The 24,423-nt window shown below is 71.6% G+C and carries 22 protein-coding genes; 4 read left to right on the top strand and 18 right to left on the bottom strand.

Annotated elements, in window-relative coordinates:
* Positions 1-21: 21 nt before the first annotated feature.
* On the bottom strand, positions 22-1,155 hold the full coding sequence (efeO, locus tag ACFY29_RS10225) for an iron uptake system protein EfeO (RefSeq protein ID WP_386984979.1): 1,134 nt from the start codon (positions 1,153-1,155) through the stop codon (positions 22-24).
* Positions 1,156-1,178: 23 nt separating this feature from the next.
* Positions 1,179-2,150: an iron uptake transporter permease EfeU gene (efeU, locus tag ACFY29_RS10230; RefSeq protein WP_386986619.1), complete on the bottom strand. Its 972-nt coding sequence runs from the start codon at positions 2,148-2,150 to the stop codon at positions 1,179-1,181.
* 168 nt (positions 2,151-2,318) lie between these two features.
* On the opposite strand from efeU, the gene ACFY29_RS10235 reads away from it, so the two are divergent.
* Positions 2,319-2,477, top strand: coding sequence for a hypothetical protein (locus tag ACFY29_RS10235; RefSeq protein ID WP_328423755.1), 159 nt, complete (start codon positions 2,319-2,321; stop codon positions 2,475-2,477).
* Positions 2,478-2,549: 72 nt separating this feature from the next.
* On the opposite strand, the gene ahcY is transcribed toward ACFY29_RS10235, so the two are convergent.
* The 15 genes from ahcY to ACFY29_RS10310 all read right to left on the bottom strand — a co-directional run bounded on the left by ahcY (position 2,550) and on the right by ACFY29_RS10310 (position 18,795).
* The gene (gene ahcY, locus ACFY29_RS10240) at positions 2,550-4,049 is read right to left on the bottom strand and encodes an adenosylhomocysteinase (RefSeq protein WP_328423753.1); all 1,500 of its coding nucleotides are present in this window, start codon (positions 4,047-4,049) and stop codon (positions 2,550-2,552) included.
* A 276-nt stretch (positions 4,050-4,325) separates the two neighbouring features.
* Positions 4,326-5,489: a mannose-6-phosphate isomerase, class I gene (manA, locus tag ACFY29_RS10245; RefSeq protein ID WP_386984981.1), complete on the bottom strand. Its 1,164-nt coding sequence runs from the start codon at positions 5,487-5,489 to the stop codon at positions 4,326-4,328.
* Positions 5,490-5,492: 3 nt separating this feature from the next.
* The gene (locus ACFY29_RS10250) at positions 5,493-6,500 is read right to left on the bottom strand and encodes a cation diffusion facilitator family transporter (protein ID WP_328423749.1); all 1,008 of its coding nucleotides are present in this window, start codon (positions 6,498-6,500) and stop codon (positions 5,493-5,495) included.
* 67 nt (positions 6,501-6,567) lie between these two features.
* Positions 6,568-7,764, bottom strand: coding sequence for an SIS domain-containing protein (locus ACFY29_RS10255; RefSeq protein ID WP_355606575.1), 1,197 nt, complete (start codon positions 7,762-7,764; stop codon positions 6,568-6,570).
* Complete coding sequence (locus ACFY29_RS10260; RefSeq protein WP_328423745.1) at positions 7,761-7,946, bottom strand: Trm112 family protein; 186 nt, start codon at positions 7,944-7,946, stop codon at positions 7,761-7,763. The genes ACFY29_RS10255 and ACFY29_RS10260 overlap by 4 nt, the downstream gene beginning before the upstream one ends.
* Before the next feature lie 61 nt (positions 7,947-8,007).
* The gene (locus tag ACFY29_RS10265; protein WP_328423743.1) at positions 8,008-9,393 is read right to left on the bottom strand and encodes a phosphomannomutase/phosphoglucomutase; all 1,386 of its coding nucleotides are present in this window, start codon (positions 9,391-9,393) and stop codon (positions 8,008-8,010) included.
* A 69-nt stretch (positions 9,394-9,462) separates the two neighbouring features.
* On the bottom strand, positions 9,463-10,515 hold the full coding sequence (locus ACFY29_RS10270; protein WP_386984984.1) for a hypothetical protein: 1,053 nt from the start codon (positions 10,513-10,515) through the stop codon (positions 9,463-9,465).
* Positions 10,516-10,667: 152 nt separating this feature from the next.
* Complete coding sequence (gene nfi, locus ACFY29_RS10275) at positions 10,668-11,336, bottom strand: deoxyribonuclease V (protein WP_386984986.1); 669 nt, start codon at positions 11,334-11,336, stop codon at positions 10,668-10,670.
* Between the two features lie 206 nt (positions 11,337-11,542).
* A complete protein-coding gene (locus ACFY29_RS10280; RefSeq protein WP_386984988.1) occupies positions 11,543-11,854 on the bottom strand; it encodes a hypothetical protein in 312 nt (103 codons plus the stop codon).
* A 109-nt stretch (positions 11,855-11,963) separates the two neighbouring features.
* Positions 11,964-12,620: a tetratricopeptide repeat protein gene (locus tag ACFY29_RS10285; RefSeq protein ID WP_386984990.1), complete on the bottom strand. Its 657-nt coding sequence runs from the start codon at positions 12,618-12,620 to the stop codon at positions 11,964-11,966.
* The gene (locus tag ACFY29_RS10290) at positions 12,620-13,225 is read right to left on the bottom strand and encodes a DinB family protein (protein ID WP_386984992.1); all 606 of its coding nucleotides are present in this window, start codon (positions 13,223-13,225) and stop codon (positions 12,620-12,622) included. Before ACFY29_RS10290 ends, ACFY29_RS10285 begins: the two co-directional genes overlap by 1 nt.
* A gap of 5 nt (positions 13,226-13,230) precedes the next feature.
* Positions 13,231-13,671 (bottom strand): hypothetical protein, encoded by a 441-nt coding sequence (locus ACFY29_RS10295; RefSeq protein WP_386984994.1) that lies wholly within the window; start codon positions 13,669-13,671, stop codon positions 13,231-13,233.
* A complete protein-coding gene (locus ACFY29_RS10300) occupies positions 13,671-18,026 on the bottom strand; it encodes a toxin glutamine deamidase domain-containing protein (protein ID WP_386984996.1) in 4,356 nt (1,451 codons plus the stop codon). The genes ACFY29_RS10295 and ACFY29_RS10300 overlap by 1 nt, the downstream gene beginning before the upstream one ends.
* Before the next feature lie 17 nt (positions 18,027-18,043).
* Positions 18,044-18,376, bottom strand: a complete 333-nt coding sequence (locus ACFY29_RS10305; RefSeq protein ID WP_386984998.1) for a hypothetical protein — start codon at positions 18,374-18,376, stop codon at positions 18,044-18,046.
* Positions 18,373-18,795: a YbaB/EbfC family nucleoid-associated protein gene (locus ACFY29_RS10310; RefSeq protein ID WP_386985000.1), complete on the bottom strand. Its 423-nt coding sequence runs from the start codon at positions 18,793-18,795 to the stop codon at positions 18,373-18,375. The genes ACFY29_RS10305 and ACFY29_RS10310 overlap by 4 nt, the downstream gene beginning before the upstream one ends.
* Positions 18,796-18,873: 78 nt before the next feature.
* Between ACFY29_RS10310 and ACFY29_RS10315 the strand changes: the two genes are divergently transcribed.
* A complete protein-coding gene (locus ACFY29_RS10315) occupies positions 18,874-20,115 on the top strand; it encodes an SUKH-3 domain-containing protein (RefSeq protein ID WP_386985002.1) in 1,242 nt (413 codons plus the stop codon).
* Here ACFY29_RS10315 and ACFY29_RS10320 read toward each other — a convergent pair.
* The gene (locus tag ACFY29_RS10320; protein WP_386985004.1) at positions 20,112-21,551 is read right to left on the bottom strand and encodes an aldehyde dehydrogenase family protein; all 1,440 of its coding nucleotides are present in this window, start codon (positions 21,549-21,551) and stop codon (positions 20,112-20,114) included. The two genes, ACFY29_RS10315 and ACFY29_RS10320, sit on opposite strands and share 4 nt — an antisense overlap.
* A 143-nt stretch (positions 21,552-21,694) precedes the next feature.
* Between ACFY29_RS10320 and ACFY29_RS10325 the strand changes: the two genes are divergently transcribed.
* Both ACFY29_RS10325 and gabT read left to right on the top strand, forming a co-directional pair.
* Positions 21,695-23,131 (top strand): gamma-aminobutyraldehyde dehydrogenase, encoded by a 1,437-nt coding sequence (locus ACFY29_RS10325; RefSeq protein WP_386985006.1) that lies wholly within the window; start codon positions 21,695-21,697, stop codon positions 23,129-23,131.
* 5 nt (positions 23,132-23,136) lie between these two features.
* Complete coding sequence (gene gabT / locus ACFY29_RS10330) at positions 23,137-24,408, top strand: 4-aminobutyrate--2-oxoglutarate transaminase (RefSeq protein WP_386985008.1); 1,272 nt, start codon at positions 23,137-23,139, stop codon at positions 24,406-24,408.
* Positions 24,409-24,423 lie beyond the last annotated feature (15 nt).

The raw sequence follows: 24,423 nt of genomic DNA on the forward strand, positions 1-24,423 counted from the left end.
TCGACTCCCCCTGACGTCCGGTCACCGGGCGACGACCGCAGCGACCTTGCTGATCGGCTCGGCGAGCGCGTTGATGCCGTCGGAAAGCTCCTTGAGCTCGGCCTTGCTCAGCGCGGTGTGCAGCTTCCAGCCGTCGCCGTCGCGGTGCTTGCCGAGCAGCGCCTCGACGTTGGTGAACTCGGTGTCCAGCTGCGTGACCAGCTCCGGCGAGCGCTGCTCCAGCGCCGGCCGCAGGGCGGACACGGCGGCCTTGGAACCTTCCAGGTTGGCGGCGAAGTCCCACAGGTCGGTGTGCGAGTAGCGGTCCTCCTCGCCGGTGATCTTGCCGCTGGCCACCTCGTCGAGCAGTTCCTTGGCGCCATTGGCGAGCTGGAGCGGAGAGAGCTTCTCGGCGTTGGCCTTGGCCACGATCTCCTTGACGTCGGCCAGCAGCCGGTCGGCGATCGGGCCGTCCTTGCTGATGTCGCCGGACTGCCAGAGGTCCTTCTCGATCCGGTGGAAGCCGGTGAACTCCATCCCCTCCTCGATGACCTCCTCCCGGCCGTCGATCTTGGGGTCGAGGTCGCCGAAGATCTCGGCCACCGGCTCGATCCGCTCCCAGTAGGTACGGGCCACCGGGAACAGCGCCTTGGACTTCGCCACGTCGCCGGCCTTGACCGCGGCCACGAACTCCTCGGTCTTCTCCAGCAGCGCGCCGGTCTGGCTCTTGACGTACCGCTGGTAGTTGTCCGTGGCGCCCGCCAGCGCGGCGTCGGCGGTCAGCGGCTGCGCCGACCCGCTGACCTTGAGCGCGCCCCGGATGCCCTTGCCGCTCATCCCCGGCTTGCAGGCCGTCTCGTACGTGCCGGCCGGCAGCTCCACGTGCAGCTCACGGCTCAGCCCGGGGGCGATGTTCTCGACCTCGCCCATCACCCGGTCGCCGGAGGCGTACACGTAGAACTCGGTCACCTTCGCACCGGAATTAGTGATCTTGAAGGTGGCGGTGCCGGCGCCGAGGTCGGTGGTGCCGACGTCGCAGGCGGTGTCGCTGGCCTTGACAACGATCGGGCCGCCGGCCGTGGCTGAGTCACCCTTCTCCGAGTCGGAGCAGGCGGCAACACCGGTCGTCGCCAGCACGCCGGCGGCGGCCAGCGCGAAAAATCGGGCGGTACGCATCTGAGCTGTCTCTCCTCGTGGGGTCAGGCACGCTGCGGCGTGGTCGCCGCGTCGGCCCCGGGGTCGGCCCCGCGCTCGGTGCCGGTAGCGGTGGTGGGGGTGGGGGTGGGGGTGTTCGCGGTGTCGCTCGCGCCGGTCGTCGGGGCCGCCTCGCTCGCGGTCCCGCCCGGTGCCGCGACGGGTGCCGACTTGCGGCGGGTCGGGCGCAGGAAGAGCAGGAGGACCGGCACGGCGTACCCGACCCAGGCGATCGTCTCCAGCACGGTGGGCGCGGGAGTCACGTTGAACATGCCGGCGAGCAGCGCGGCGTACCAGGTGCTCGGGTCGAGCACGGTGGTGATGTCGAAGGCCAGGTCGTTCAGGCCGGGCAGGACGCCGGCCTCCTGGAAGTCGTGCACGCCGTACTTGAGGATGCCGGCGGCGACCAGGATCAGCAGCGCGCCGGTCCAGGTGAAGAACTTGCTGAGGTTGATCCGCAGGGCACTGGCGTAGAGCAGCCCGCCGATCACCACGGCGGTGGCGATGCCGCCGATCAGCGCGAGCAGCGGCCCGCTGTCGCCGGCCGCGCCCTGGGCTGCGGAGTAGAAGATCAGCGCGGTCTCCAGGCCCTCGCGGATCACCGCGAGGAAGGCCATCGCGGCGACCGCCAGAGAGCCGACGGCCAGCGCCTCGGTGAGTTTGCCCCGCAGCTCGCCAGCGATACTCCGGGCAGCCCGACGCATCCAGAAGATCATCCAGGTGACGAAGACGACGGCGGCGACGGAGGTGACCGCCTCGAACAACTCGCGGTCCTCGGAGCGGGCCAGCAGGGAGGTCGAGGTGTACTCGATCAGCCAGCCGAAGAGCACCGAGAGCGCAACGGCCAGGCCGACCCCTGCCCAGACCTGCGGCAACCGGTCCCGCCGCTGCGACTTCACCAGGAAGGCCACGAGGATGCTGACCACCAGGGTCGCTTCCAGGCCTTCCCGCAGGCCGATCAGATAGGTGGCGAACATCGGGACTCCGAGATCCTCAGGCACTTCTCAGCTAACTTAGGGCAGCCATACCTTCCTCCTGATCAGAGGCCTCGTCAAGCCGTTCTCGACAAGCTCACCTGGGTCGCGACCCAGCCTCGGCCGAGCGACGATCAGCCAGTGTCGTCCGGGCTGTGAAAGGATCCCGCCGTGAAGGGATTCCTGCCGTGGCTGACGGTGCTGGCCGTGGTGCTGCTGCTCAGCGCGTTGCGCATGCGGGCGCTGGCCACCGTCGTGTCGCTCGGATGGCTGGCCTGGTGTCTGTGGACGTGGTTCCGCCCCGCCCGCCGTCGTTCCCACCCGGACTGACCAGGGTCCGAACCGGCCGGGAACGACGAACCGGGCCGGCTGCGGACAGCCGACCCGGTACGAAAGTGTCGATCAGTAGCGGTAGTGGTCCGGCTTGAACGGACCCTCGGTGGAGACGCCCAGGTAGGCGGCCTGCTCCTTGGTCAGCGTGCTCAGCTTGGCGCCGAGCGCGCCCAGGTGCAGCCGGGCGACCTTCTCGTCCAGGTGCTTGGGCAGCACGTAGACGCCGATCGGGTAGTCCTCGGTCTTGGTGAACAGCTCGATCTGGGCGATCGTCTGGTTGGCGAACGAGTTCGACATCACGAAGCTCGGGTGCCCCGTGGCGTTGCCCAGGTTCAGCAGGCGGCCCTCGGAGAGCACGAGGATGGCGTGCCCGTCGGCGAAGCGCCACAGGTCGACCTGCGGCTTGATGTTGACCCGCTCGACGTCGGAGCGCTTGGCCAGGCCGGCCATGTCGATCTCGTTGTCGAAGTGGCCGATGTTGCCGACGATGGCCTGGTGCTTCATCCGGGCCATGTGCTCGTTGGTGATGACGTCGTAGCAGCCGGTGGCGGTGATGAAGATGTCACCCTGCTCGACCACGTCGTCCAGGGTGGCGACCTGGTAGCCGTCCATCGCGGCCTGCAACGCGCAGATCGGGTCGATTTCGGTCACCACGACCCGGGCGCCCTGGCCACGCAGCGACTCGGCGCAGCCCTTGCCCACGTCGCCGTAGCCCATCACGACGGCCATCTTGCCGCCGATCAGCACGTCGGTGGCCCGGTTGATGCCGTCGATCAGCGAGTGCCGGCAGCCGTACTTGTTGTCGAACTTGCTCTTGGTCACCGAGTCGTTGACGTTGATGGCCGGGAAGAGCAGGGTGCCGGCGCGGTGCATCTCGTAGAGCCGGTGCACGCCCGTGGTGGTCTCCTCGGTCACGCCCTTGATGCCGGCGGCGATCCGGGTCCAGCGCTGACCGTCCTCAGGGAGCGAGCGGTGCAGCAGCTCGAGGATGACCGCGTACTCCTCGGAGTCGGCGGACTCGACCGGCGGCACGACCCCGGCCTGCTCGAACTCGGCGCCCTTGTGCACCAGCAGGGTGGCGTCGCCGCCATCGTCGAGGATCATGTTCGGGCCCTGCCCGTCCGGCCAGGCGAGCACCTGCTCGGTGCACCACCAGTACTCCGGCAGGGTCTCGCCCTTCCAGGCGTAGACCGGAACGCCGGCGGGGGCCTCGGGGGTGCCGTCCGGGCCGACGACGATCGCCGCGGCGGCGTGATCCTGAGTGGAGAAGATGTTGCAGGACGCCCAGCGCACCTGCGCGCCGAGGGCCACCAGCGTCTCGATCAGGACGGCAGTCTGGATGGTCATGTGCAGCGAGCCAGTGATCCGCGCGCCGGCGAGCGGCTGCGCCTCGGCGAACTCCCGGCGGATCGACATCAGGCCGGGCATCTCGTGCTCGGCGAGTTGGATCTCCTTGCGCCCGTATTCGGCAAGCGACAGATCCGCCACCTTGAAGTCGCCCTCGGCGAGGGTGCTCGGCCGGGCCTCGGACGGCGTACCGCTGGGGAACGCCGGGAGGGTGCTGGTCATGAAAGCTCCTGTCGAACGATGTCTGCGCCGACCCTCCACCTTACGCGCGTCGGCGACGGGCGCCAGGGACGGTCCGCGGACAGCGCACGGGGCGGTCGGTGATGGACAGAAATTCCGCCCACTCCCGCCCGCCCCGCGCATCCCCCCGGTTTGGTTCCCCGCACGTTGCCGGACCGTCGTCGCGATAACGCTGCGTACTCATAGAGTCACACCCGAGCAGCACAGCGTCAAGCTATTCCGGGAAAGTCGGACTTGTGTCGTCGCGGTGAGTCAGCGTCAACGCAGTCCGGCGGTCGCCACGTACGCCTCACCGCTGCCACTGACACGCAACTGCTCACCGGCCGCGGTGCCGATCGCCGCCTGACCGGACCCCAGCGTCAACGCGCCAGCCCCGTCGTCCACGGTGATCGGGCCGACACCGCAGAGCACCACCCGGGGACCGGGCAGCGACAGCGTGACCGAGGGCACCGCCGCCCCGACCCGAACCCGGTGCAGCGCGAAGTCGTCCACCGGCACCGGCCACCAGTCCACCCCCGGGGCGACCGGCTGCGCGGTCCGTACCGGATCGTCGAGCACCTCGAAGCGCAGCACCCGCAGCAACTCGTCGACGTCCACCCGCTTCGGGGTCAGCCCGCCGCGCAGCACGTTGTCGCTGGCCGCCATGATCTCCACTCCACAGCCGCTCAGGTAGGCGTGCAGGTTGCCGGCGGGCATCCAGATCGCCTCCCCGGGCACCAGCCGCACGTGGTGCAGCAGCAGCGCGACCAGCACGCCCGGGTCCCCCGGGTAGGCAAGAGCCAGCCGTCGGGCCAGTTCCGCGTCCGGGCTGTCGGTCGAGGCCACCACCACGGAGCCCAGCAACTCGCCGCGCTCCGCCGCCGGCCAGGCGAGCAGCGTCTGCACCGCCGCCCGCAGCCCCGCCGGCCCGGTTCGCAACGCGGCGACCACCGGCGCCAACGCCGGTACGCCGAACGCGGCGAGCGCCTCGGCCGACTCCGCCGGGTCCCGGAAACCGCACAGCGCCTCGAACGGCGTCAGCGCCACCAGCAGCTCCGGCTTGTGGTGCGGGTCGGAGTAGTTGCGCTCCTCCAGCGGGCGCCCCGTGTCCGCCGCGAAGCCCGCCCGAGCCTGCTCGGCGTCCGGATGGGCCTGCAGGCTCAGCGGGGCGTCGGCGGCGAGCACCTTGAGCAGGAACGGCAGCCTGCTGCCGAACCGATCCGAGACCCGCTGGCCGAGCCACTGCCCCGGCTCGTCGCGCACCAGGTCGCAGAGGCTGACCCGGAGGCCGGCCCGCTCAACGCTGGCCGGGGCGCCCGGGTGGGCGCCCAGCCACAGCTCCGCCTCCGGGCCGGCGCTGGGCACCGGTCGCCCCTGCAACATGGCGATCGCCGAGCGGGACCCCCAGGCGTAGTCCCGGATCGGTCCGTACAGCAGCTCCACCTGTCAGCCCCCGGGCCGCCCGGCCGCCTCGCCCGATCCATCCCCGGGTTGCGTCACGGCGGTGTCGGCGGCCGCACCGGTGCCGGCCTCAGCGGCGGCGGCGCTGTAGATGTCCGGCTCCAGGTAGATCACCCGGGCGGTCGGAACGGCGGCACGGATCCGCAGTTCCACGGCGTTGATGCCCCGGGCCAGATCGTGGGCGTTCTCGCAGGCCTGCACCCCGATCTTCGCGGCCACCATCAGCTCTTCCGGCCCCAGGTAGAGCGTCTTCATGTGGATGATCCGCTCCACCTCGGGGCCTTCGGTGATCGCCCGCTCGATGGCGGCCACGTCCTGCTGCTCGGCGCCTTCACCGAGCAACAGGCTCTTGGTCTCGATGGCCAGCACGACGGCGATCGTCACCAGCAGGATGCCGATCATCGCGGTGCCGGCGGCGTCCCACTCGCCGTTGCCGGTGATCAGCGTCATGGTGACGCCGAACAGCGCGAAGACCAGACCGACCAGCGCGCCGAGGTCCTCCAGCAGCACCACCGGCAGCTCGGGCGCCTTGGCCCGGCGGATGAAGTGCACCCAGGACTGGTTGCCCCGGACGAGGTTGGACTCCTTGATGGCGGTTCGGAAGGAGAACGACTCCATGATGATCGCCGCCACCAGCACGACGACCGGCACCCAGTGCCAGGACTCGATTCCCCCCTTGTGCTCCCACTTGTGGTACGCCTCGTACAGGGCGAACAGGCCACCGACGCTGAACAGCACGATCGACACGATGAACGCGTAGACGTAGCGCTCCCGGCCGTACCCGAACGGGTGCTCCGGGGTGGCCGCCCGCTTCGCCCGCTTGCCGCCGAGCAGCAACAGGGCCTGGTTGCCGGAGTCGGCGACCGAGTGGATCGCCTCGGCCAGCATCGACGACGAGCTGGTCAGCAGGAACGCGACGAACTTGGTGACGGCGATGCCGACGTTGGCCAGCAGGGCGGCGACGATCGCTTTGGTTCCGCCGTTGGCGCTCATGCGAGCGCCCCGCTCTGCCGCACTGCGCTGCCCGGTGCGCGCGTGCCGCGCCGCCCCCTACATTCGTTCACTGGTTCGACAGCTCCTTCATTTCGGTGATGGCTGGTACCGCCATCGGGTCCAGTCCGTGGGCCAGGGCAAGGTAGACCGAGGCGAAGTCCGGGACGGCGATCAGCGAGGCCAGCCGCTCCAGCGCGGAGCCGCCCTCGGCGGTCACCACGTCGCACCGCACCCCGCGACGCTCGGCGAGGGTCTGCACCGCGTCCGCGCGGCGCTCCTCGACCGCCAGCGGCTCGTCCGTGTCGTCCTCGGCGTTGAGCCCGCCATCGCGCAGCAGCACGAGCCGCAGTCGGGTCCCCTCGCCGTCGTCCTCGGCCGGGTCGGCGAAGATGTCCCGCTCCCCCTCGGCCAGGCCACCGAAGACCCCGTCCAACAGGCCGACCCGGCCCCGACCGGCCTCACCGAGCGCCCCGGTGACCACCGGGTAGCGGGCGTTGGCCGACAGGGTGTCGCCGAACCGGCGGGCCGCCACGGTGGCCAGCGGGGACGAGCCCCAGACGATCGGGATCGAGCCGGCCAGGCCCAGGGCCAGTGACTTCGCTGGGTTGACGAAGGACTCCGCTGCGGACCGGCAGCGGTCGGCGTCCGCGTCGAGCCGGGCCGCGGTCTCCGCCAGGTCCGCCTCGTTGACCTTCACCAGCCCGAGGGAACGGGCGGCGAGCAGGACCGGCACGGTGAGCGCCCAGAGGCTGGCCCGCGCCGGTGCGCGCCGGGGCACCGGGATGAACGGCGCTCGGGCCCGCTCGGCGACCGACTGCAACTGCGAGTCGGGGGCACCCACCGCGACCAGCCGGGCGCCCCGCCGGTGCGCCGCCTCGGCGGCGCCCAGCGCCTCCGGGCTGCGACCGGACGCGCTCACGGCGATCACCACGTCGGCCGCACCCACCCAACCGGGTACGCCGGCGCTACGGTGCGCGATGACCGGGACCGGGCAGCGCGGCCCGGCGACCGTGGCGAGTATGTCCCCGGTCCGCCCCGCGGTGCCGATGCCGGCGATCACCACGGCCCGGGGCCGCCCGTCGTCGGCGAGCACCGCAAGGTTCGCCTCGGCGGCCAGTGCGGCCGTCTCGCGGACCTGCGCGCCGGCCGAGGCGGTGTGCCGGAGCATGCCGCCCGGGTCCTGCTCGGCCAGGGCATCCGGGTTGTCGAGCAGTGCCTCGTCGGCGTCACGACGTCCGCTGACCCCGGCCGTACCGTCGATCATGAGGGCTGCCCGGGGCCGCCGCGCGCCTCGTCGAGCAGCAGCACCGGCACGTCGTCGCGGACCTCGAAGATCCGGGCGCACTGCGTGCAGGTCAGCGTCTGCGCCTCGGCGTCGTAGGCGAGCGGGGCGTGGTGCGTGTCCGGACAGGCGAGAATCTCGAGCAACTGCGGATCCAGGGCCATGGCACGGCTCCTTCCACGTGTGCGGCTTCACCGGCGGCGGTGCCGACCGGCGCAGGCGATCTTATCGGCGAACGCGGCCGAGCACCTCGTCCCGCAGCGAGACCATCCGCTCGCGGGTGGGCGCCTCGACGTTGAGGCGCAGCAACGGCTCCGTGTTGGAGGCGCGCAGGTTGAACCAGGCGCCATCGGGGAAACGCAGCGTGAGCCCGTCCATCTCGTCGGGCACCGCATCGGGGTACGCGGCCCGCACCTCGGCCACCGCCGCCGCCTGGTCGAGCACCGTCGAGTTGATCTCACCGGAGGCGATGTAGCGCTCGTACTCGCCGGCCAGCACGGACAGCGGCAGTGACTGCTCGCCGAGCGCGGCCAGGGTGTGCATCGCGGCGAGCATCCCGGTGTCGGCGAACCAGAAGTCCCGGAAGTAGTAGTGCGCGGAGTGTTCACCGCCGAAGACAGCGTTGGTCCGGGCCATCTCCGCCTTGATGAAGGAGTGCCCGACCCGGGCGACCACCGGCTCCCCACCGTGCTCACGGATGATCTCCGGCACCGCGCTGGAGGTGATCAGACCGTGGATCACCGTGGAACCCGGGTGCTTGGCCAGCTCGCGCGCGGCGACCAGGGCGGTGATCGCCGACGGCGAGACCGGCTCACCGCGCTCGTCCACCACGAAGCACCGGTCGGCGTCGCCGTCGAAGGCCAGCCCGATGTCGGCCCCGTGCTCGACCACGGCGCGCTGGAGGTCGACCAGGTTCGCCGGGTCCAGTGGGTTGGCCTCGTGGTTGGGGAAGGTGCCGTCCAGTTCGAAGTAGAGCGGGACGATCTCCAGCGGCAGGGCCGACAGGGCGGCGTCGCCCAGCACGGTGGGGACGGTGAAGCCGCCCATCCCGTTGCCGGCGTCGACCACCACCTTCAGTGGCCGGCTGCCGGAGAGGTCGACCAGCTTGCGCAGGTACGCGGCGTAGTCGGGGAGCAGGTCCCGCCGCTCGGCGGGCCGGGTCGGCTCGCCGGCCGGCCGGGACTCGCCCGAGTCGAGCAGCGCCTGAGCCCGCTCACGGATCTCTGCCAGCCCGCTGTCCTGGCCGATCGGACGCGCACCGGAGCGGCACATCTTGATGCCGTTGTACTGCGCCGGGTTGTGACTGGCGGTGAACATCGCACCGGGCAGGTCGAGCGAACCGGAGGCGAAGTAGAGCAGGTCGGTGGAGGCGAGCCCGATCTCGATCACCGAGCGTCCCTCGGCCCGGACGCCAGCGGCGAAGGCGGCGGCCAACCCGGGCGAACTGGCCCGCATGTCGTACCCGACGACGACCGCGTCGCCCGGCTCCTCAGTGGTGTTGAGCAGTTGGGTGAATGCTGCTCCGAGTGCCTCGGCGACCCGCTCGTCCCACTGGTCCGGCACCGTCCCTCGGACGTCGTACGCCTTCACGATCTGGGACAGATCCGACACTAGTTCCGCTCCTCGGGCCGCAGTTTCCACCGAACCTGAGCGTATCGGAGGGTCGACGCCGGTCCCCGCTCAGCCGGGGAGCCGGGGCATGAACACGGTGTGATCGCCGCCGTCGGCGGGCGGATCGCCGGGCAGCGGGCGGGCCGGAGGATTGCCCGGCATCGGCTGCGTCGCGTCCGGCGTCGGCGCGGGATCGGCCGGCCGTGCCCCGTAGACCCCACCAGTGGCGGGCCGGGGGGAGGGCACCGTGCCGTAGCCGTCGGCCGGCTGCGGCTGGCCGTACACCGGGCCGGGGTGACCGGGCGCGGTCGGCGACCCCCCGCCGGAGCGGTAGGTGGTGCCACCGGGGTTGCCCGGCAGCGGTCCCAGCGCCCCGTCGGTCGGTGTCCGATCCTGCCGCGAGCGACGGAACAGCAGCCCGATGAGCAGCAGCCCAACCGCCACCATCGCGATGCCGAAGAACATCACCGGCGAGCCGCCCCCGGACGATTCGGCCGCGGTAGCCGTGGTGTCGGGCGCGCCGTCCAGCGCGGCCGGATTCACCGCGTCGACCGGCGCGGCCTCGGTCGTGGCCACGCTCGGGGTGGGCGACGGCTTCTTCGACGGGGTCGGCGACGCGGAGGCCCGGCCGCCGGTCACCTTCGCCGAGTCGGAACCCCGACCCAGCTCCTGCCCTGCCGCGCTGGCGGCCGCGCCGGTCACCACGAGCCGACCAGCCGGAGCACCGGCGGCGAACGCCACCCGGTAGCGCACGGTGATGCCCTTGCCCTTGCACAGGGTCGGCTTCGCCGGCGAGGTCTGCCCGGTCACCACGCTGCCGTCACCGCCGGAAACGGCCACCGGGAACCAGGTCCCGCCCGCGTTGACCTGCACCGTCACCTGGTCCGGCTGGAGACCCTCAAGGCGCAGACCCAGGGCGGTACGCAGCAGGACGCACCCGTCGGAGCGCTTGCGCACCGCGACGTTCACCCCCTGCGCGGAGCCGCCGGCGGCGAAGCTGCTGGCCGAACCCACCCGGACCGAGTCGTCGTCGGCCAGCGCCGGCGACGCACCGAGCATCACCAGGCCGCCCACCAGACCGCAGACCGTCCCGAGCCGCGCCACGCGCCGACGTACCGTCATGATCACCTCACCGTTCCTCCCCGGGTGGGGTCCGCGGTCAGGCTACTACCGGCCCACCCCCACCCCTGGTCATTGAGCGGGCCGTATGTGTGCGGCGTTACGGTTTGAGGGCCCGGCCCGCCGACCTGCTGCGGGCTCTGCCGGACTGCTGGCTAGGGATGCCCAGCTAGCGCGCGAGCGAGGGCGTCCCGGCAGAGCCGGTCGGCGGTACGGGTGGTCTCCGGGAGCCGGTAACGCGGGGTCAGTGCGAGCACCTGCGCGGCGGCGTTGTCCAGGCTCATCCGGTGCCCGACGCTCACGAAGACCGGCTTCACCCCGTCCTGGGTCCGCAGGACCCGGCCGACGACCTCGTCGCCGTCGCGCAGCGGCGACCAGGCACCCCGCTCGGCGGGCGGTGGATCCCACTGACCGACCAGGGGCGTCTTCCCCACCCCGATCGCAGGCAGCCCGGTGACCACGCCGAGGTGACAGGCGAGCCCGAATCGGCGCGGATGGGCCAGCCCGTGCCCGTCACAGACCATCAGGTCCGGGCGGGTGCTCAGCCGGTCCAGTGCGTCGAGCAACGCGGGCAGCTCACGGAAGGCGAACAGCCCCGGAACGTAGCTGAACGCGGGCCGGCCCACGCTGACCGCGGACTCCACCACGGCCAGCGTCCGGGCGTCCAGCACGGTCACGGCCGCCGCGAGGAGGTCACCGCTCTGCGCGTACGCGACGTCCAGGCCAGCCACCGTCGCTGGCGCGGTCGGCCCCGGCCCGACCAGGTCCACCAGCGGCCGCAACTCCTCCTGCACAGCCACCGCCTCCCCCACACTGCCCGGCACCGCCCCGCGCGCCGGCCTCGCCCCCGGCGCAGGTGCCGACGCGGACGCGGGCCCCGACGCGGGCCTTGACCCGGACGCGCGTCCCGGCACGGACGTGTGTCCCCGCAAGGGCGCTGCCGCGGACGCGGGGGTTGATCCACTCGGTATCGGCGATGTCGGGGCATCCAAGCCCGCCGGATACCCCGACATCGGCGAAACGGAGTCGATCACGGCCGACGAGGTCCGTCGGCGGGGCCACCGCTGGCCACGCCGACCGATTCGTCCTGGTTAGAAGGTCCGATCGGGAGGCCATCGACGGTGGAGCTGGCAGCCACTTGCGGCTCGCCGCCGAGACTGTCCCGTTCGGCCCGATTTGTGGTGGCGCCCAAGGCGATCGCGAAGGCAACACCGATGGCGACGCCGAAGGCGACACCGCCTGTCGAGCCGAACAAGGGAATGCCGATCGCCAGACCGACCAGGATGCCAGCCGGCCACGCCCAGGCATTGGACTTGCCGCTCTTCGTGTCGGACTTCGCCATGCACCGATGTTATTCGGCGCTGCGAACCCCTCCGGAGCCCTGAGGTAGCGGCCCAGCGTCGCGCCGCCGCCCGTGCCTCCCGCCGCCCACGTTGGCCGACGACCAGTGATCAGGCGAGGCTGAGCTCGTCGCGAGCCTCCTCGACCCACTGGCCCACGCCGTACGCGCCGCTGCCGGCCGCGAGTTCCGCTGCCTCGTCGAGGAGCTGCCGGGCGGCATCCCGATCGCCGCCGCTCGCCGCCAGATCCGCCAGGCCGATTAGGTTCGCCGCGACACCCGGGGTGAAGGACAAATTCCGGCGCAGCCGGGTCGACTCCGTCAGCAGCTCCCGCGCCGCGTCGACACGACCGGCGGCCTGCTCACCGAAGCAGAGGTGCCGAAGCACGTACGACAGAGTCAGTTCGTCGCCCGCCTCGGTGGCCAGCTCGCGCGCCCGGGCGAAGGCCGGGTCAGCGGCCGCCTGGTCCTGGCGGATCACCTGGTGGACCGTGCCGACCCAGAAGAGCGACTCGCCCTCGCCGCGAGCGTCGCCCAACTCGCGGTAAAGCTGCGCCGCCCGCTCGAAGAGCGGCAGCTCTGCCGCATCCTCCGAACCCGAGCCCAGGAAGCGGGCGTGCAGGAGCCGGCCCCGGGCCAGAGCAGCGTCCGCATCCAGCGCCGTGAGGTCCCGCTCCGCCTCGTCCAAGTGCTTCGCGTCGCCGCCGAAGACCGCCTGCTCGTAGCGCTCCTGCGCCCGCGTCAACCGAGCATCCACACCTTCGGTCATCACTGACCCACCCTTCCATCGATCCGCTCGCGTAACAGATCGGCGTGGCCATTGTGTCGCGCGTACTCCTCGATCATGTGCACCAGCAGCTCGCGCAGCACGATGACGTTGCCCTTGCGTTGCCGCCCCTGCACCCCGAGGTCGGACGCCTCGACCACGAACCGCTCGGAGAACTCGACCTCCGCCCGCCAGGCGCGCCGCGCCTCGTCGACCACCGAAGGGTCGGCGAGCGCGCCATCGAAGTCGCCATCGGGATCGTCTTTTGAGCAGTAGATCTGGGGCGCATCCTGACCGGCCATGGTCCGCCGGAACCAGCCCCGCTCCACTTCGGCCATGTGCCGGATCAGGCCGAGCAGCGACATCGTCGACGGCGGGACCGAACGCCGCGCCAGCTGCTCGGCGTCCAGGCCGGCACATTTGAGCTCTAGAGTGAGCCGCTGGTTGCGCAGGAATTCGACGAGGATGCTCCGCTCGTCGACGAAGTTGCCGCCCGAACGCGGGTCGTCGTCGCGATGAACGAACATGTCCGACCAGCCGAAGACCCGGATGGGCTCGCTGTCGGAGGTCTTCGCCTCGGCGCTGTGGTCGGCGTCTGAGTCGTCCATGCGCGTCACCTCGGCTGCCCGGCCAGCAACTCGGGATCGGCGCCTGGATCGCCGTCGGCGCGTAGCTGCTCCTCGAACATCACGAACGTCCGCTGGCGAATCCCCCGGATAACAGCCTGCTCTTTCAGCGTGAGGTGACGTCCTTCGGCCTTCGCCGCATCCTTGAGCGCTTGCACCGTCTCGTAGAGGGCGAAGATTGGTCCGTCGCCCTCGAGATAGTGAGCTCTAAAACGCTCCACCTCCTGCACGAAGTCTTCGGGCGTGCGCCGGAAAATCTCGCCCCCGACACCGAGCGTGATTTCCACAAAAATGTCGTTCTTCTCCTGCCAGCCACCTGTATCGATGGAGACTCGCCATACCCGCGCGCCACCGTCCGGGGTCTCCACGATCTTTACTGGGGATTGGTAATAGAGATAGTAGGAGGGAAGCGAAAGACCTTCGGACACTAGGCGTTCTCCTCGAAGGTTGACTGCAGCGCCTGCCAGAACAATTGTTGCTCGCGACGGCGGACGCCTCCTGTGATCGATCGCTCTCGCAGCGTCAAGGCTCGACCCTCCGCTTGAGCGAGGGCTTCAATGTCGCGTCGCACCTCATAGAGCACATGCTCCCAAACTGCGACCTCGTCGAGCGCCGCCAGGTGCAGCCGGAATTCAGCCAAGTGGCCATTCCCCATCTGCAACACGAGCTGCACGTCCCGGTAGCCGCTGTCCATGGGGGATACGAAGCGGTCATCGCAACTCACGATCACGACGCCGGGATGGTCGCGTATCCGCGTGAGCGCCGCGTAGAGGTCATCGAGGCAGCGAAACTCGACCTTCGCGGCGGCCAGATCGCGCAACTTGGACGCGTCGCCCTGGTACTTGTCCAACTTGTCCTCGGTCCGACGACGATCCTTGGGCTGAAGACGCCAGCCGGGCTCACCAACACGAAGATCACCGACCTGAGCAAGGGACACAGCCAACTGATTCAGCTCCGCCTGGGCAACAGCCGCCGCCACGTAGAGGTCGTCGAGGTAGTGCTGCCGGTAAGACCGGTCGGCTTGACGACGCTTGTCGAATCCTGGCTGGATCGCCGGGTCATCTGGCAACTGGATACTCGCGCTGACCTGCCGCTGCTGATCCTTGAGAGGAGTCGCTTCGGGTTGGCCCACCCCCCTGTTGGCGGCGGACGGCAATCCCACCGCCTCCTGCTGGGCGACGTCGTCGAGCACTTCACCGAGGACGTCGAGAGCCTGTTGATGGCTCGCCAGGTGATGCAGTGTCAACGGACGGGCCGTCAGGGAGTTCGCGAGCTCCGGCGTGGTCAGGATCATCCGCGCCAGATCCGGCTGCTGTGCCAGCTGCCGGACCAGTGACTCGGCCAGGTCCGGTTCGTTCCGGGGCGGCTCCCGCTCCGCGCTGTCCAGCATGTCGCGGACCCGGGCGTCGGCGAACAGCCGCGCCACATCCTGCGCCGCCGCCTCGTCGAGCTCGGGCACGAGGCGGCGAAGGGTCGGGGCATCCACCGCCGACGCGAACTCGCCCGGGCTGACCCCGGCCGCGAAGACCTGATCCAACCCGGCGCTACTCAGCAGGACGGCCCGGGTCGGGTCCGGTTCCGTCGGCGCAGCCCCGGGTGCCTGGCTCCCATCCGCCGGTCGAGGCGGTGGCGCGGCTCCCGACGATGCGGCCGAGTCCGCTGAGCCTGGGCCGTCCAGTAGCAGGTACATCCGGTTGATGTACGGGTCGCCGTGGCCGCCGTCGTCGAGCGTCGGCGGGTGGTCCGGCAGGTCGGGACGCTCGCTGAACCGCCCGCGGGGTAGCCCACCGAGGGGCATCGGCCGGCCGCTCCCATCCAGCACCAGCGCGTCGATGCCGACCACGTGGGGGTACAACGGCCGGTCCCGGACGAGGCCGGTCTGCGGGTCGACGTAGAGCACCGTGCCGTTCTGGTTGAGCGCCACCCAGGCGTGCGAGCCACCGTTCGGCCAGTCGGTGACCAGGAACGCGTAGCTGCCGTGGCCTCCCAGCAGCAGTTGGTCGTGCAGGTTGGCGTAGCCCCGGTCGGCGGCCCGCCGTGCCTGCGCGGGGTGCGACCGCTGGCCGCCGGGCGGGGCGAGAAGCTGCTGGAAGCGTCCGCCCGTCGCGTCCTCCACCCGGCCCGGGCCGCCCGCCTCGCCCCGGATCGGGCGCCGGATGTCACCGTCCAGGTAGCCGTCGAACGTACGCGGCGCCGACACCCGTGGTCGGCCGTGCACCCACGTCTCGAACAACGACAGGGTGCAGTCCAGGCAGTTGATGCCGCGGGTGGCGTCGGCCTCGGGACCACCGTCGTTGAGGAGCCGGAACCAGCCGCCGCGCCGGGGGTCGGCGGTGCGGACGACCGTGCCGTCCGGCTCGCGGGGCATCTGCCGCTCGACGTCGACCTGATGCAGGGCCAGCGGCGGACGCAGCCCACCGGGCTGCCCGTACGGCCGGGAGTCGTCGATCGGCGGGGGAACATCATCGCCGGTGAGCCGGGACCGACCAGCGGTCTCCACCGCGCCGAGGGCGAGCGCGCCCATGTCCTTGTTGGCCTGCCGGAACGCCACGTCGCCGATGTCCACGACCGGGGGCGCCGTGGTGCCGGCCAGCACAGCGTCGGCCAGGTCACGGCATTCGGCGTACGCCCGCATTTCCTCGTTCGCGGTCCGTTGCCAGCCGTCGGCCCACCGTGGGTGATCGGTTTGGCGGAGCTGCCGGGCGTAGTTGGCGTACTCCGCGGCCCTGCGGTCGTGCTCGGCGGCCAGAGCGCGCAGTCGGCCAGCCTCCGCCTGCCGGCGGCTGTTCTCGAACTCGCTCCGTCGCGACTCGTAGTAGCCCTGGTAGCGCCGCCGCTCGGCGGCTTCCGCCTCGGCCGTCCACCGGGCCGCGTACCAGTCGCTGCTCTCGAAATCGGGCAGCGGCGAGTCGTCGAGTGCCGCCACGTCCGCAGGAACCGATGCCCTACCGCGAGCCGGATGGTCAGGCGGCGCGAGGGCCTGCCGGGTCGCGAAGCGGGGTGGCAGGCCGGCTCGACCCACCGAGGGCCTGACCGACGAACCGGTGGTCGTTCCGCCCCACGCGCTACCCGCCGCCGCACCGGGCGTGGTCACGACGCTGGGCGCCGGGCCGGTGAACGTGGCGGGCGGCGCCAAAGCGGTGACGGTGGGGGCGACCGTGCTCGGGGTGGTGACGGGCAGCCCCGGAGCGGTGACGGTCGGGGCGACCGCGTTCGGGGTGGTGGCGTGCGGCGCGCTGACCGGGTTGCCTGCCGCGACACCGGCTGCCGGCCCGGTGGCGGGATCGAGAGGACCGGCCACGGGCGCAGCGACCGAGGAGAGCGTGGGATCAGCGACGGCCGGGGAGAGCGTCGGATCGGCCGCGACCGCCCGCGATGCAGCCGACCACTCCGTCGAAGGCACCCTCGTCCCGTCACCCGGCCTGTCTGACGACGGCACGCCATCGAGTGAGGACCCCGGAGGGCTGTCGTCAACCTCGGACACGCCGACGACGGCCAGCGACGAAGAACCGTTCACGTCCAAGGACGTGGATTGCGGCGGTTCGGCCCCGTGCGACAAACCCGAGCCCGAATACGTCGGCAGCTCACCGCGCAGGGGCGCCGCGTGGTCGGGCGACACCGGCGACGCGATGACGTCCGCCCCGGCCACCGCCGACGCCTGCGCGGGTATCCCCGGAACCACCGCAGGCGAGGCCATCCCGGACGAGGTCACCGGGGAGGAACCGACCGATGGGATCGAAGGGCCGACGAGCGAAGCTCCGGCGAGGGCGTTGGCCTGCGCGTCGAGCCGGGCTTGCAACGCGTGGTCGGCCTGCCCGGTCGCCGAACCGGTGGCACCGGACGCGGCGGCCCGGACGGCGTCCTCCACCGAGGTCAGGCCCTGGCCGGTGGCCAGACTGGCGGCGCTCTCGGCGAGCACCTCGCCGGTCATCTCCCGGCCCAGGTGCTCTCCGACCCGTGCCGCGCGCCCGGTCGCGTGCCGGCCCAGGCCGGCAAGCGGCGCAACGGCCCCGCCGGCGAGCCCGCCGACCGCCGACGCGCCCAGATCGGTCAGGTCCACGCCGTGCGCCCGTCCGGTGGAGTTCTGGTACGCCTGGATCGCCAGGCTGATGCCGGCCTCCTCCGCCGCTTCCTCCAGCCCTCCACGGGTGGCTCGCTTGGCGAGCCCGCGCGCGCCACCCCGTGCGACCTCCTTGGCTGCCCGCTCGCCGGCCTCCTTGAGGCCATGCCTGAGGGACTTGCTGGCCAGTTGGCCCATCAGCCGTTTGAAGATCTGCTGGATCAGCAGCCGGGTCACGGTGATCGCCGCGCCAGCCGCCGGGGATGCGGCACCGGCGGTGAGCACCGCGGCAACCGCGAGCGCGAGCAGCTCGACGACCAGGATGCCCAGCTCGATCCAGACTTCCAGTTTGGCGCCCTCGATGTCGCAGCCACACTCCTCGACCAACCGGCCGAGGTCGGCGGTGACCGCGAGCAGCACCGGCAGCGGCGCGTCGTCGCCCTCGGCGATCCCCCGCCAGGCCGCCTCGAACGCGGCGTCGACCGACCCGACGCCGCCGTATCCGCTGCGGACCTCGGCGGCGGCCGCTGCGGCGTCGGTGTGCGGGCCGGCGAGTACGGCGGCGACGGAGTACCACTGGTCGGCGAGGTCCCAGACGGCCCGCTCGTTTCCCTCCGGCCACTGCACGCCGACCACCAGGTCGAGGGCCTCGTAGATCCAGCCGGGCACATCCCAGGGTGCGTAGTCCAGCGGGTGCGGAATCGGGCTCGGCAGCACGCTCATCGGAATGGACCCGCCCGTCAGCGCTGGTCGGCGGCCCGGTCGAACCGGGCGGCGCTGGTCCCGTCGGTCTGCACGCTCGCGTCGACCGCGCGGACCACGTCGCTGCCGAGCTCGGTGAGCCGGTGCCCGACGCCTGCCCAGGCCCGCAACACGGTCTGCTCGAACCCGCGATAGCTCCGCTCGAATGCGGCGCCGATGTCGTCACGGCCCCACGGTCGGGCACGGCTGGCGGCCTCGATCTCACCGCCTTCCGCCGCGCGGCGGGCCGTCACCGCCTCACCGGCGAGGGCCAGGTCGGCGCCGCCTCGGCGGGCCCGGGACGGATCGAGCCAGAGCTGCCCGTCGGTCATGCCGACCCCTCGCCCCGGCCGAGTACGGCGTCGGCCCTGCCGAGCAGCGCGCCGTAGTCGCCGGTGCGCAGGAACTCCACCGAGCCGGAGCCGGCCGGCATGGTTTCGGCGACCATCTCACGGGTGGCGGCGGTGGCGGCGACCGTGGCGGCGCGGACCGTGGCGGTGATCTTCCGGCTCAGCGCCTCGGCGTCCCGGTCCCGGTAGACGGCCGGGTCCAGCTCGACCGCAACCAGCTCGCCCCGGGCCCCCACGGTGGCGCTCACCTGCCCGTCGGCCGACCGCCGGGTCACCCGCAGCTCGGCGAGCCGTACCTGCAGACTGTCCAAACCGGACCTGAGCTGCTGGTACTGGCCGTACACGTCGTCGAATCGGGCCCGTAGCTCGCGATTGGCGTCCCGGTCCACGCGTTCGCTCACCGCCGCTCCTCCCGTCACCGTCGGTAGGCCGAACCATACCGGGTGCCACCGATCCGTGTAGTCCGGTAGTTTCGGTGCGTGATCGACCGTCAACAGGCCGAGCAGCTCGCAGCCATCTGGGCCCACCGGGATTCGCTGCGCCTCGGCTACCAGTGCACGCCGACGGTCGACGAGTTCGATCTCGGCTACGTCATCACCTCCGTCGTGCCGGCCGAGGTACGCACAGTGCCCGGTGACCTGCCGACCACCGTCATCGACAAACAGACCGGGAAGGTCACCACCTGGCCCCGGGTGCCGAGCACCGTTGTGGCGGACATGTACCGGCGCAGCCAGCCCACCGGGTCCACCGCTGCACGCACCGTCGATCAGTCAAGCCTGTTGGTCCGGGAAATCCATCGGGCTGCCACCCCGAACACCACCGCGCACCTGACCATTGACGGTCGAATTTGGACGGCCCAGGGCACGAAGGGCGACGTTCCGCTGAACCACCACCCGCTCATCCGCACCTACCTGGACCAGCTCCCAGCTGGCGAGTTGGTCCGCGGCGGCGAGGGTCATGCCGAGCTGATCGTCGTCTCCGACGTGCTGCACGAGTACGACCACCGGCGAGCCGCCGACGGCATCGCCCCGATGGGTCGGGCCGAGGCTGCGGCACTGCTGGAGGACGCCCGGTTCGAAATCTTCCGGATCCGTGAGCCGGGTGATCCAGCAGGTGGTCCCGCCGAGCGGCCCTGCGATTCGTGCATCAACTTCCTGGTGCGCGCCAACGTTCTGCCCGAGTCAACTCGGGCGTACACCGAAGCCTGGTACCCGCCGGCGGAGACCGACCCCGACCCGGGCCGCTTCCCGCCGGAGGTGGCCAACGCGCTGGTGGCGGCCGGCTGGCGGCCACACCTCGGCGACCAACTCATGGCCGCCGCGGCTGTGCGGGACGTGACCGCCGTGCCGGGGCAGGCCCACCGGCACGCTGTCTTTCCCGCCGTCATGGAGACGCTGACCGCGTTCCCCAGCCTGGTCGGTGCCCGGCGTGGCCCGGGCGAGCAGGTGTGGATCTCCCGCTTCGACATCCGCCCGCACACCATCGCGCACACCGCCGACACGCTCGCCGACTTCGGTGCGGTGCTCGGCGCACGGGTCTTCCCAATCGGCACCGAGCAGCAGGACAGCATCCTGGCGGTGGACGAGCGCGGCCGGGTCTTCGCGCTCGATCAGGCCGGCGAGTGGTTCCTCGGTGACTCCATCGACGCCGCGCTGACCACCCTCCTGCTCGGGCGTGCACCCGCCCGGGTCGGCGACGACGGCACCTGGCAGGCCGGCTAGAGCGCCAGGCCGGTCAGCACCATGACCCGCGGCTCGGTGTAGTCGTCCATCGCGCTGCGCAGTCCTTCCCGGCCGACGCCGCTGCCCTTGACCCCGCCGTACGGCATCTGGTCGGCCCGGTACGACGGCACGTCGCCGACGATCAGCCCGCCCACCTCCAGGGACCGCGCGGCGGCGAAGGCCACGTCCAGCCGCCGGGTGAACACGCCCGCCTGCAACCCGTACGCCGAATCGTTGACCGCGGTGAACGCGGCCTGGTCGTCGGTGACCGGGGCGACCACCAGCACCGGCCCGAACACCTCCTCGGCGACGACCTTGGCGTCCGCCGGCACGCCGGTCAGCACGGTCGGCGGGTAGGTGGCGCCGTCACGGGCCCCGCCCACCTCGACGGTGGCGCCGGCCGCGACCGCCTCGGCCACCCACGTCTCGACCCGGCGGGCCGCGTCCTCGGACACCATCGGCCCCACGTCCGTCAGCTCCGAGGAGGGGTCACCGGTGCGCAGCGCGCGTACCGCCGCCACCAGCCGGGGCAGGAAGTCGGCGAAGAGCGCGTGGTGCACGTACACCCGCTGGACGGCGATGCACGACTGGCCGGCCTGGTAGTTGGCGAACGTGGCGATGCGCTGCGCGGCGAAGGCCAGGTCCTCGTCCGACGTCCAGTCCGCGCAGATCACCGCCGCCGCGTTGCCGCCCAGCTCCAGCGTCACGTGCTTCTCCGGCACCTGGCGACGGATGACCGCGCCGACCGGCCCGGATCCGGTGAACGACACCACCGGCAGCCGGGGGTCGGTGACCAGTTCGGCGGCACGGGAGTTCGGCAGCGGCAGGACCGAGAACATCCCGGCGGGCAGCTCTGTCTCGGCCAGCAACTCGCCGAGCAGCAGCGCGGACAGCGGGGTCGCCGGGGCCGGCTTGACGATGATCGGCGCGCCGACCGCGATGGCTGGTGCCACCTTGTGCGCGACCAGGTTGAGCGGGAAGTTGAACGGCGCGATGCCCAGCACCGGCCCCTTCGGCACCCGCCGGACCAGCGCGATCCGCCCGCTGGCGGCCGGGTCGGTGTCGAGTCGTTGCAGTTCCCCGGAGAAGCGTCGGGCCTCCTCGGCGGCCCACCGGAAGGTGGACACCGCCCGTCCGACCTCGGCTCGGGCCCATTTCACCGGCTTGCCGTTCTCGGCGGTGATCAGCGCCGCGACCTCCTCGGCGCGTTCGGCGAGCCGCCGGGACACGTGGTCCAGGGCCGCCGCGCGGGCGTGCGCGGGCAGGGCCGCGGCCTGCGCGGCCACTCCGGCCGCCGCGGCGACGGCGGCCTCGACCTGGTCGGCGGTGGCCAGCGTGGTACGCCCCACCGGGCGACCGTCGTACGGGTGGTGGACGGTCAGCTCCCCCTCGCCGTGGGCGGGGCGGGAGGCGACGAAGAAGGCTGCGGACTCCACGCCGAGCAGCGTAGACGAGGAAGGAGCCGACGGAAACAGTCGCCGGAACCCTTGTCTGCCGCGAATTCAGTAGCCAAGATGGCAGACGGATTGCGATAACCGCCGCAGAAGCGCACCCCCGGCCCCCTCGGAGAGATCCAGTCATGAGTGACCAGCAGCAGCTGCGCAACTTCGTCAACGGCTCCTACGTCGAACCGGCCGACGGTGGCTACGCCGACCTGATCGACCCCTGCACCGGTGAGGTGTTCGCCCAGGCCCCGGTCTCCGGCGCCGCCGACGTGGACGCGGCCATGACCGCCGCCGCCACCGCGTTCGAGAGTTGGCGGGAGGTCACCCCGGCCGAGCGGCAGAGGGCCATGCTCAAGCTCGCCGACGCGGTGGAGGCCCGAGCGGCCGAGTTGGTCGACGCCGAGGTCCGCAACACCGGCAAGCCGCGCCAGCTCACCGCCGAGGAGGAGCTGCCGCCGGCGGTGGACCAGTTCCGCTTCTTCGCCGGCGCCGCCCGGCTGCTGGAGGGGCGGTCCGCCGGGGAGTACCTGGCAGGGCACACCTCGTACGTGCGGCGCGAGCCGATCGGCGTCTGCGCCCAGGTCACCCCGTGGAACTACCCGCTCATGATGGCCGTCTGGAAGATCGCCCCGGCGCTCGCCGCCGGCAACACGGTGGTGCTCAAGCCGTCGGACACCACACCGGTGTCGACGCTGCTGCTCGCGGAGATCGCCGCCGAGTTCTTCCCGCCGGGCGTCTTCAACGTGGTCTGCGGCGACCGGGACACCGGTCGTACCCTCGTCTCGCACCCGACCCCGCAGCTGGTCTCGATCACCGGCTCGACCCGTGCGGGCATGGAGGTCGCCGCCGCAGCGGCCCCCGACCTGAAGCGGACCCACCTGGAGTTGGGCGGCAAGGCCCCGGTAGTGATCTTCGATGACGCGGACGTGGCGGCGGCAGCCGAGGCCATCGCGATGGGCGGCTACTTCAACGCCGGGCAGGACTGCACGGCCGCCACCCGCGTGCTGGCCGGCCCGGGCATCCACGACGACTTCGTGGCGGCGCTCGCCGAGCAGGCGCGCAACACGAAGACCGGTGCCCCGGACGACGCCGACGTGCTCTACGGCCCGCTGAACAACGCCAACCAGCTCGCCCGGGTCAGCGGTTTCGTCGACCGGCTGCCGGACCACGCGGCGATCCAGAGCGGCGGGTCCCGGCAGGGCGAGCGCGGCTACTTCTACGCGCCGACCGTGGTCTCCGGGCTGCGCCAGGCCGACGAGATCATCCAGGACGAGGTGTTCGGGCCGGTCATCACCGTGCAGCGCTTCTCCGACGAGGACGAGGCGGTGCGCTGGGCCAACGGCGTCGACTACGGCCTGTCCGCCTCGGTCTGGACGAAGGACCACGGGCGGGCGATGCGGATGACCCGGCGGCTGGACTTCGGCTGCGTCTGGGTGAACACGCACATCCCGTTCGTCTCCGAGATGCCGCACGGCGGCTTCAAGCACTCCGGGCACGGCAAGGACCTGTCGGTCTACAGCCTGGAGGACTACACCCGGATCAAGCACGTCATGCACAACATCGAAGGCTGACACCGGTGACCACATCTGACGAGTTGCACAAGCGACGCGGCGCGGCGGTCGCCCGGGGCGTCAGCAGTGTCGTGCCGTCCTACGTGGACAGAGCCGCCGGCGGAACGATCACCGACGTCGACGGCCGGGAGTGGATCGACTTCGCCGCAGGCATCGCGGTGACCAGCGTCGGCAACTCCGCACCGAAGGTCGTCGAGGCGGTACGGGCGCAGGTCGAGCGGTTCACCCACACCTGCTTCATGGTCGCACCGTACGAGTCGTACGTGGCGGTGTGCGAGCAGCTCAACGCGCTGACGCCGGGCGGGTTCGAGAAGCGCTCGGCGCTGTTCAACTCCGGCGCCGAGGCGGTGGAGAACGCCGTGAAGATCGCCCGGCACGCCACCGGCCGACCGGCGGTGGTGGTCTTCGACCACGCGTACCACGGCCGGACGAACCTGACCATGGCGTTGACCGCGAAGAACATGCCGTACAAGCACCGGTTCGGGCCGTTCGCCGGGGAGATCTACCGGGTGCCGATGTCGTACCCGCTGCGCGACGGCGGGCTGTCCGGCGCGGAGGCTGCTGCCCGGGCGGTCGAGATGATCGAGAAGCAGGTCGGCGCGGAGAACGTCGCCGCACTGCTGATCGAGCCGATCCAGGGTGAGGGCGGTTTCGTGGTGCCCGCGCCGGGTTTCCTGCCGGCGCTGCGGGCCTGGGCCACAGCGGCCGGGGTGGTCTTCGTGGCCGACGAGATCCAGACCGGCTTCTGTCGCACCGGGGACTGGTTCGCCTGCCAGCACGAGGGCGTCGAACCCGACCTGGTCACCCTGGCCAAGGGCATCGCCGGCGGCCTGCCGCTGGCGGCGGTCACCGGTAGGGCCGAGCTGATGGACGCCGTGCACGTCGGCGGGCTCGGCGGCACCTACGGCGGCAACCCGATCGCCTGCGCCGCCGCGCTGGCCACCATCGAGACCATGCACGAGCTGGACCTGGCCGGCGCGGCCCGCCGGATCGAGGCGGTGCTGACCCCCCGGCTACGGGCCATCGCCGAGCGGGACCCCCGGATCGCCGAGGTACGCGGGCGGGGCGCGATGCTCGCCGTGGAACTGGTGCAGCCCGGCACGCTCATCCCCGACCCGGCCAGCACGGCGGCGGTCTCGGCCGCCTGTCACGCCGCCGGCCTGCTCACCCTGACCTGCGGCACGTACGGCAACGTGCTGCGTTTCCTGCCACCGCTGGTGATCTCCGACGCGCACCTCACCCGGGGCGCCGACATCCTCGACGCCGCCTTCGGCTGAGTGCAGGAAGGGCAC

Source organism: Micromonospora sp. NPDC000668 (assembly GCF_042897975.1).
Taxonomy (GTDB): Bacteria; Actinomycetota; Actinomycetes; order Mycobacteriales; family Micromonosporaceae; genus Micromonospora.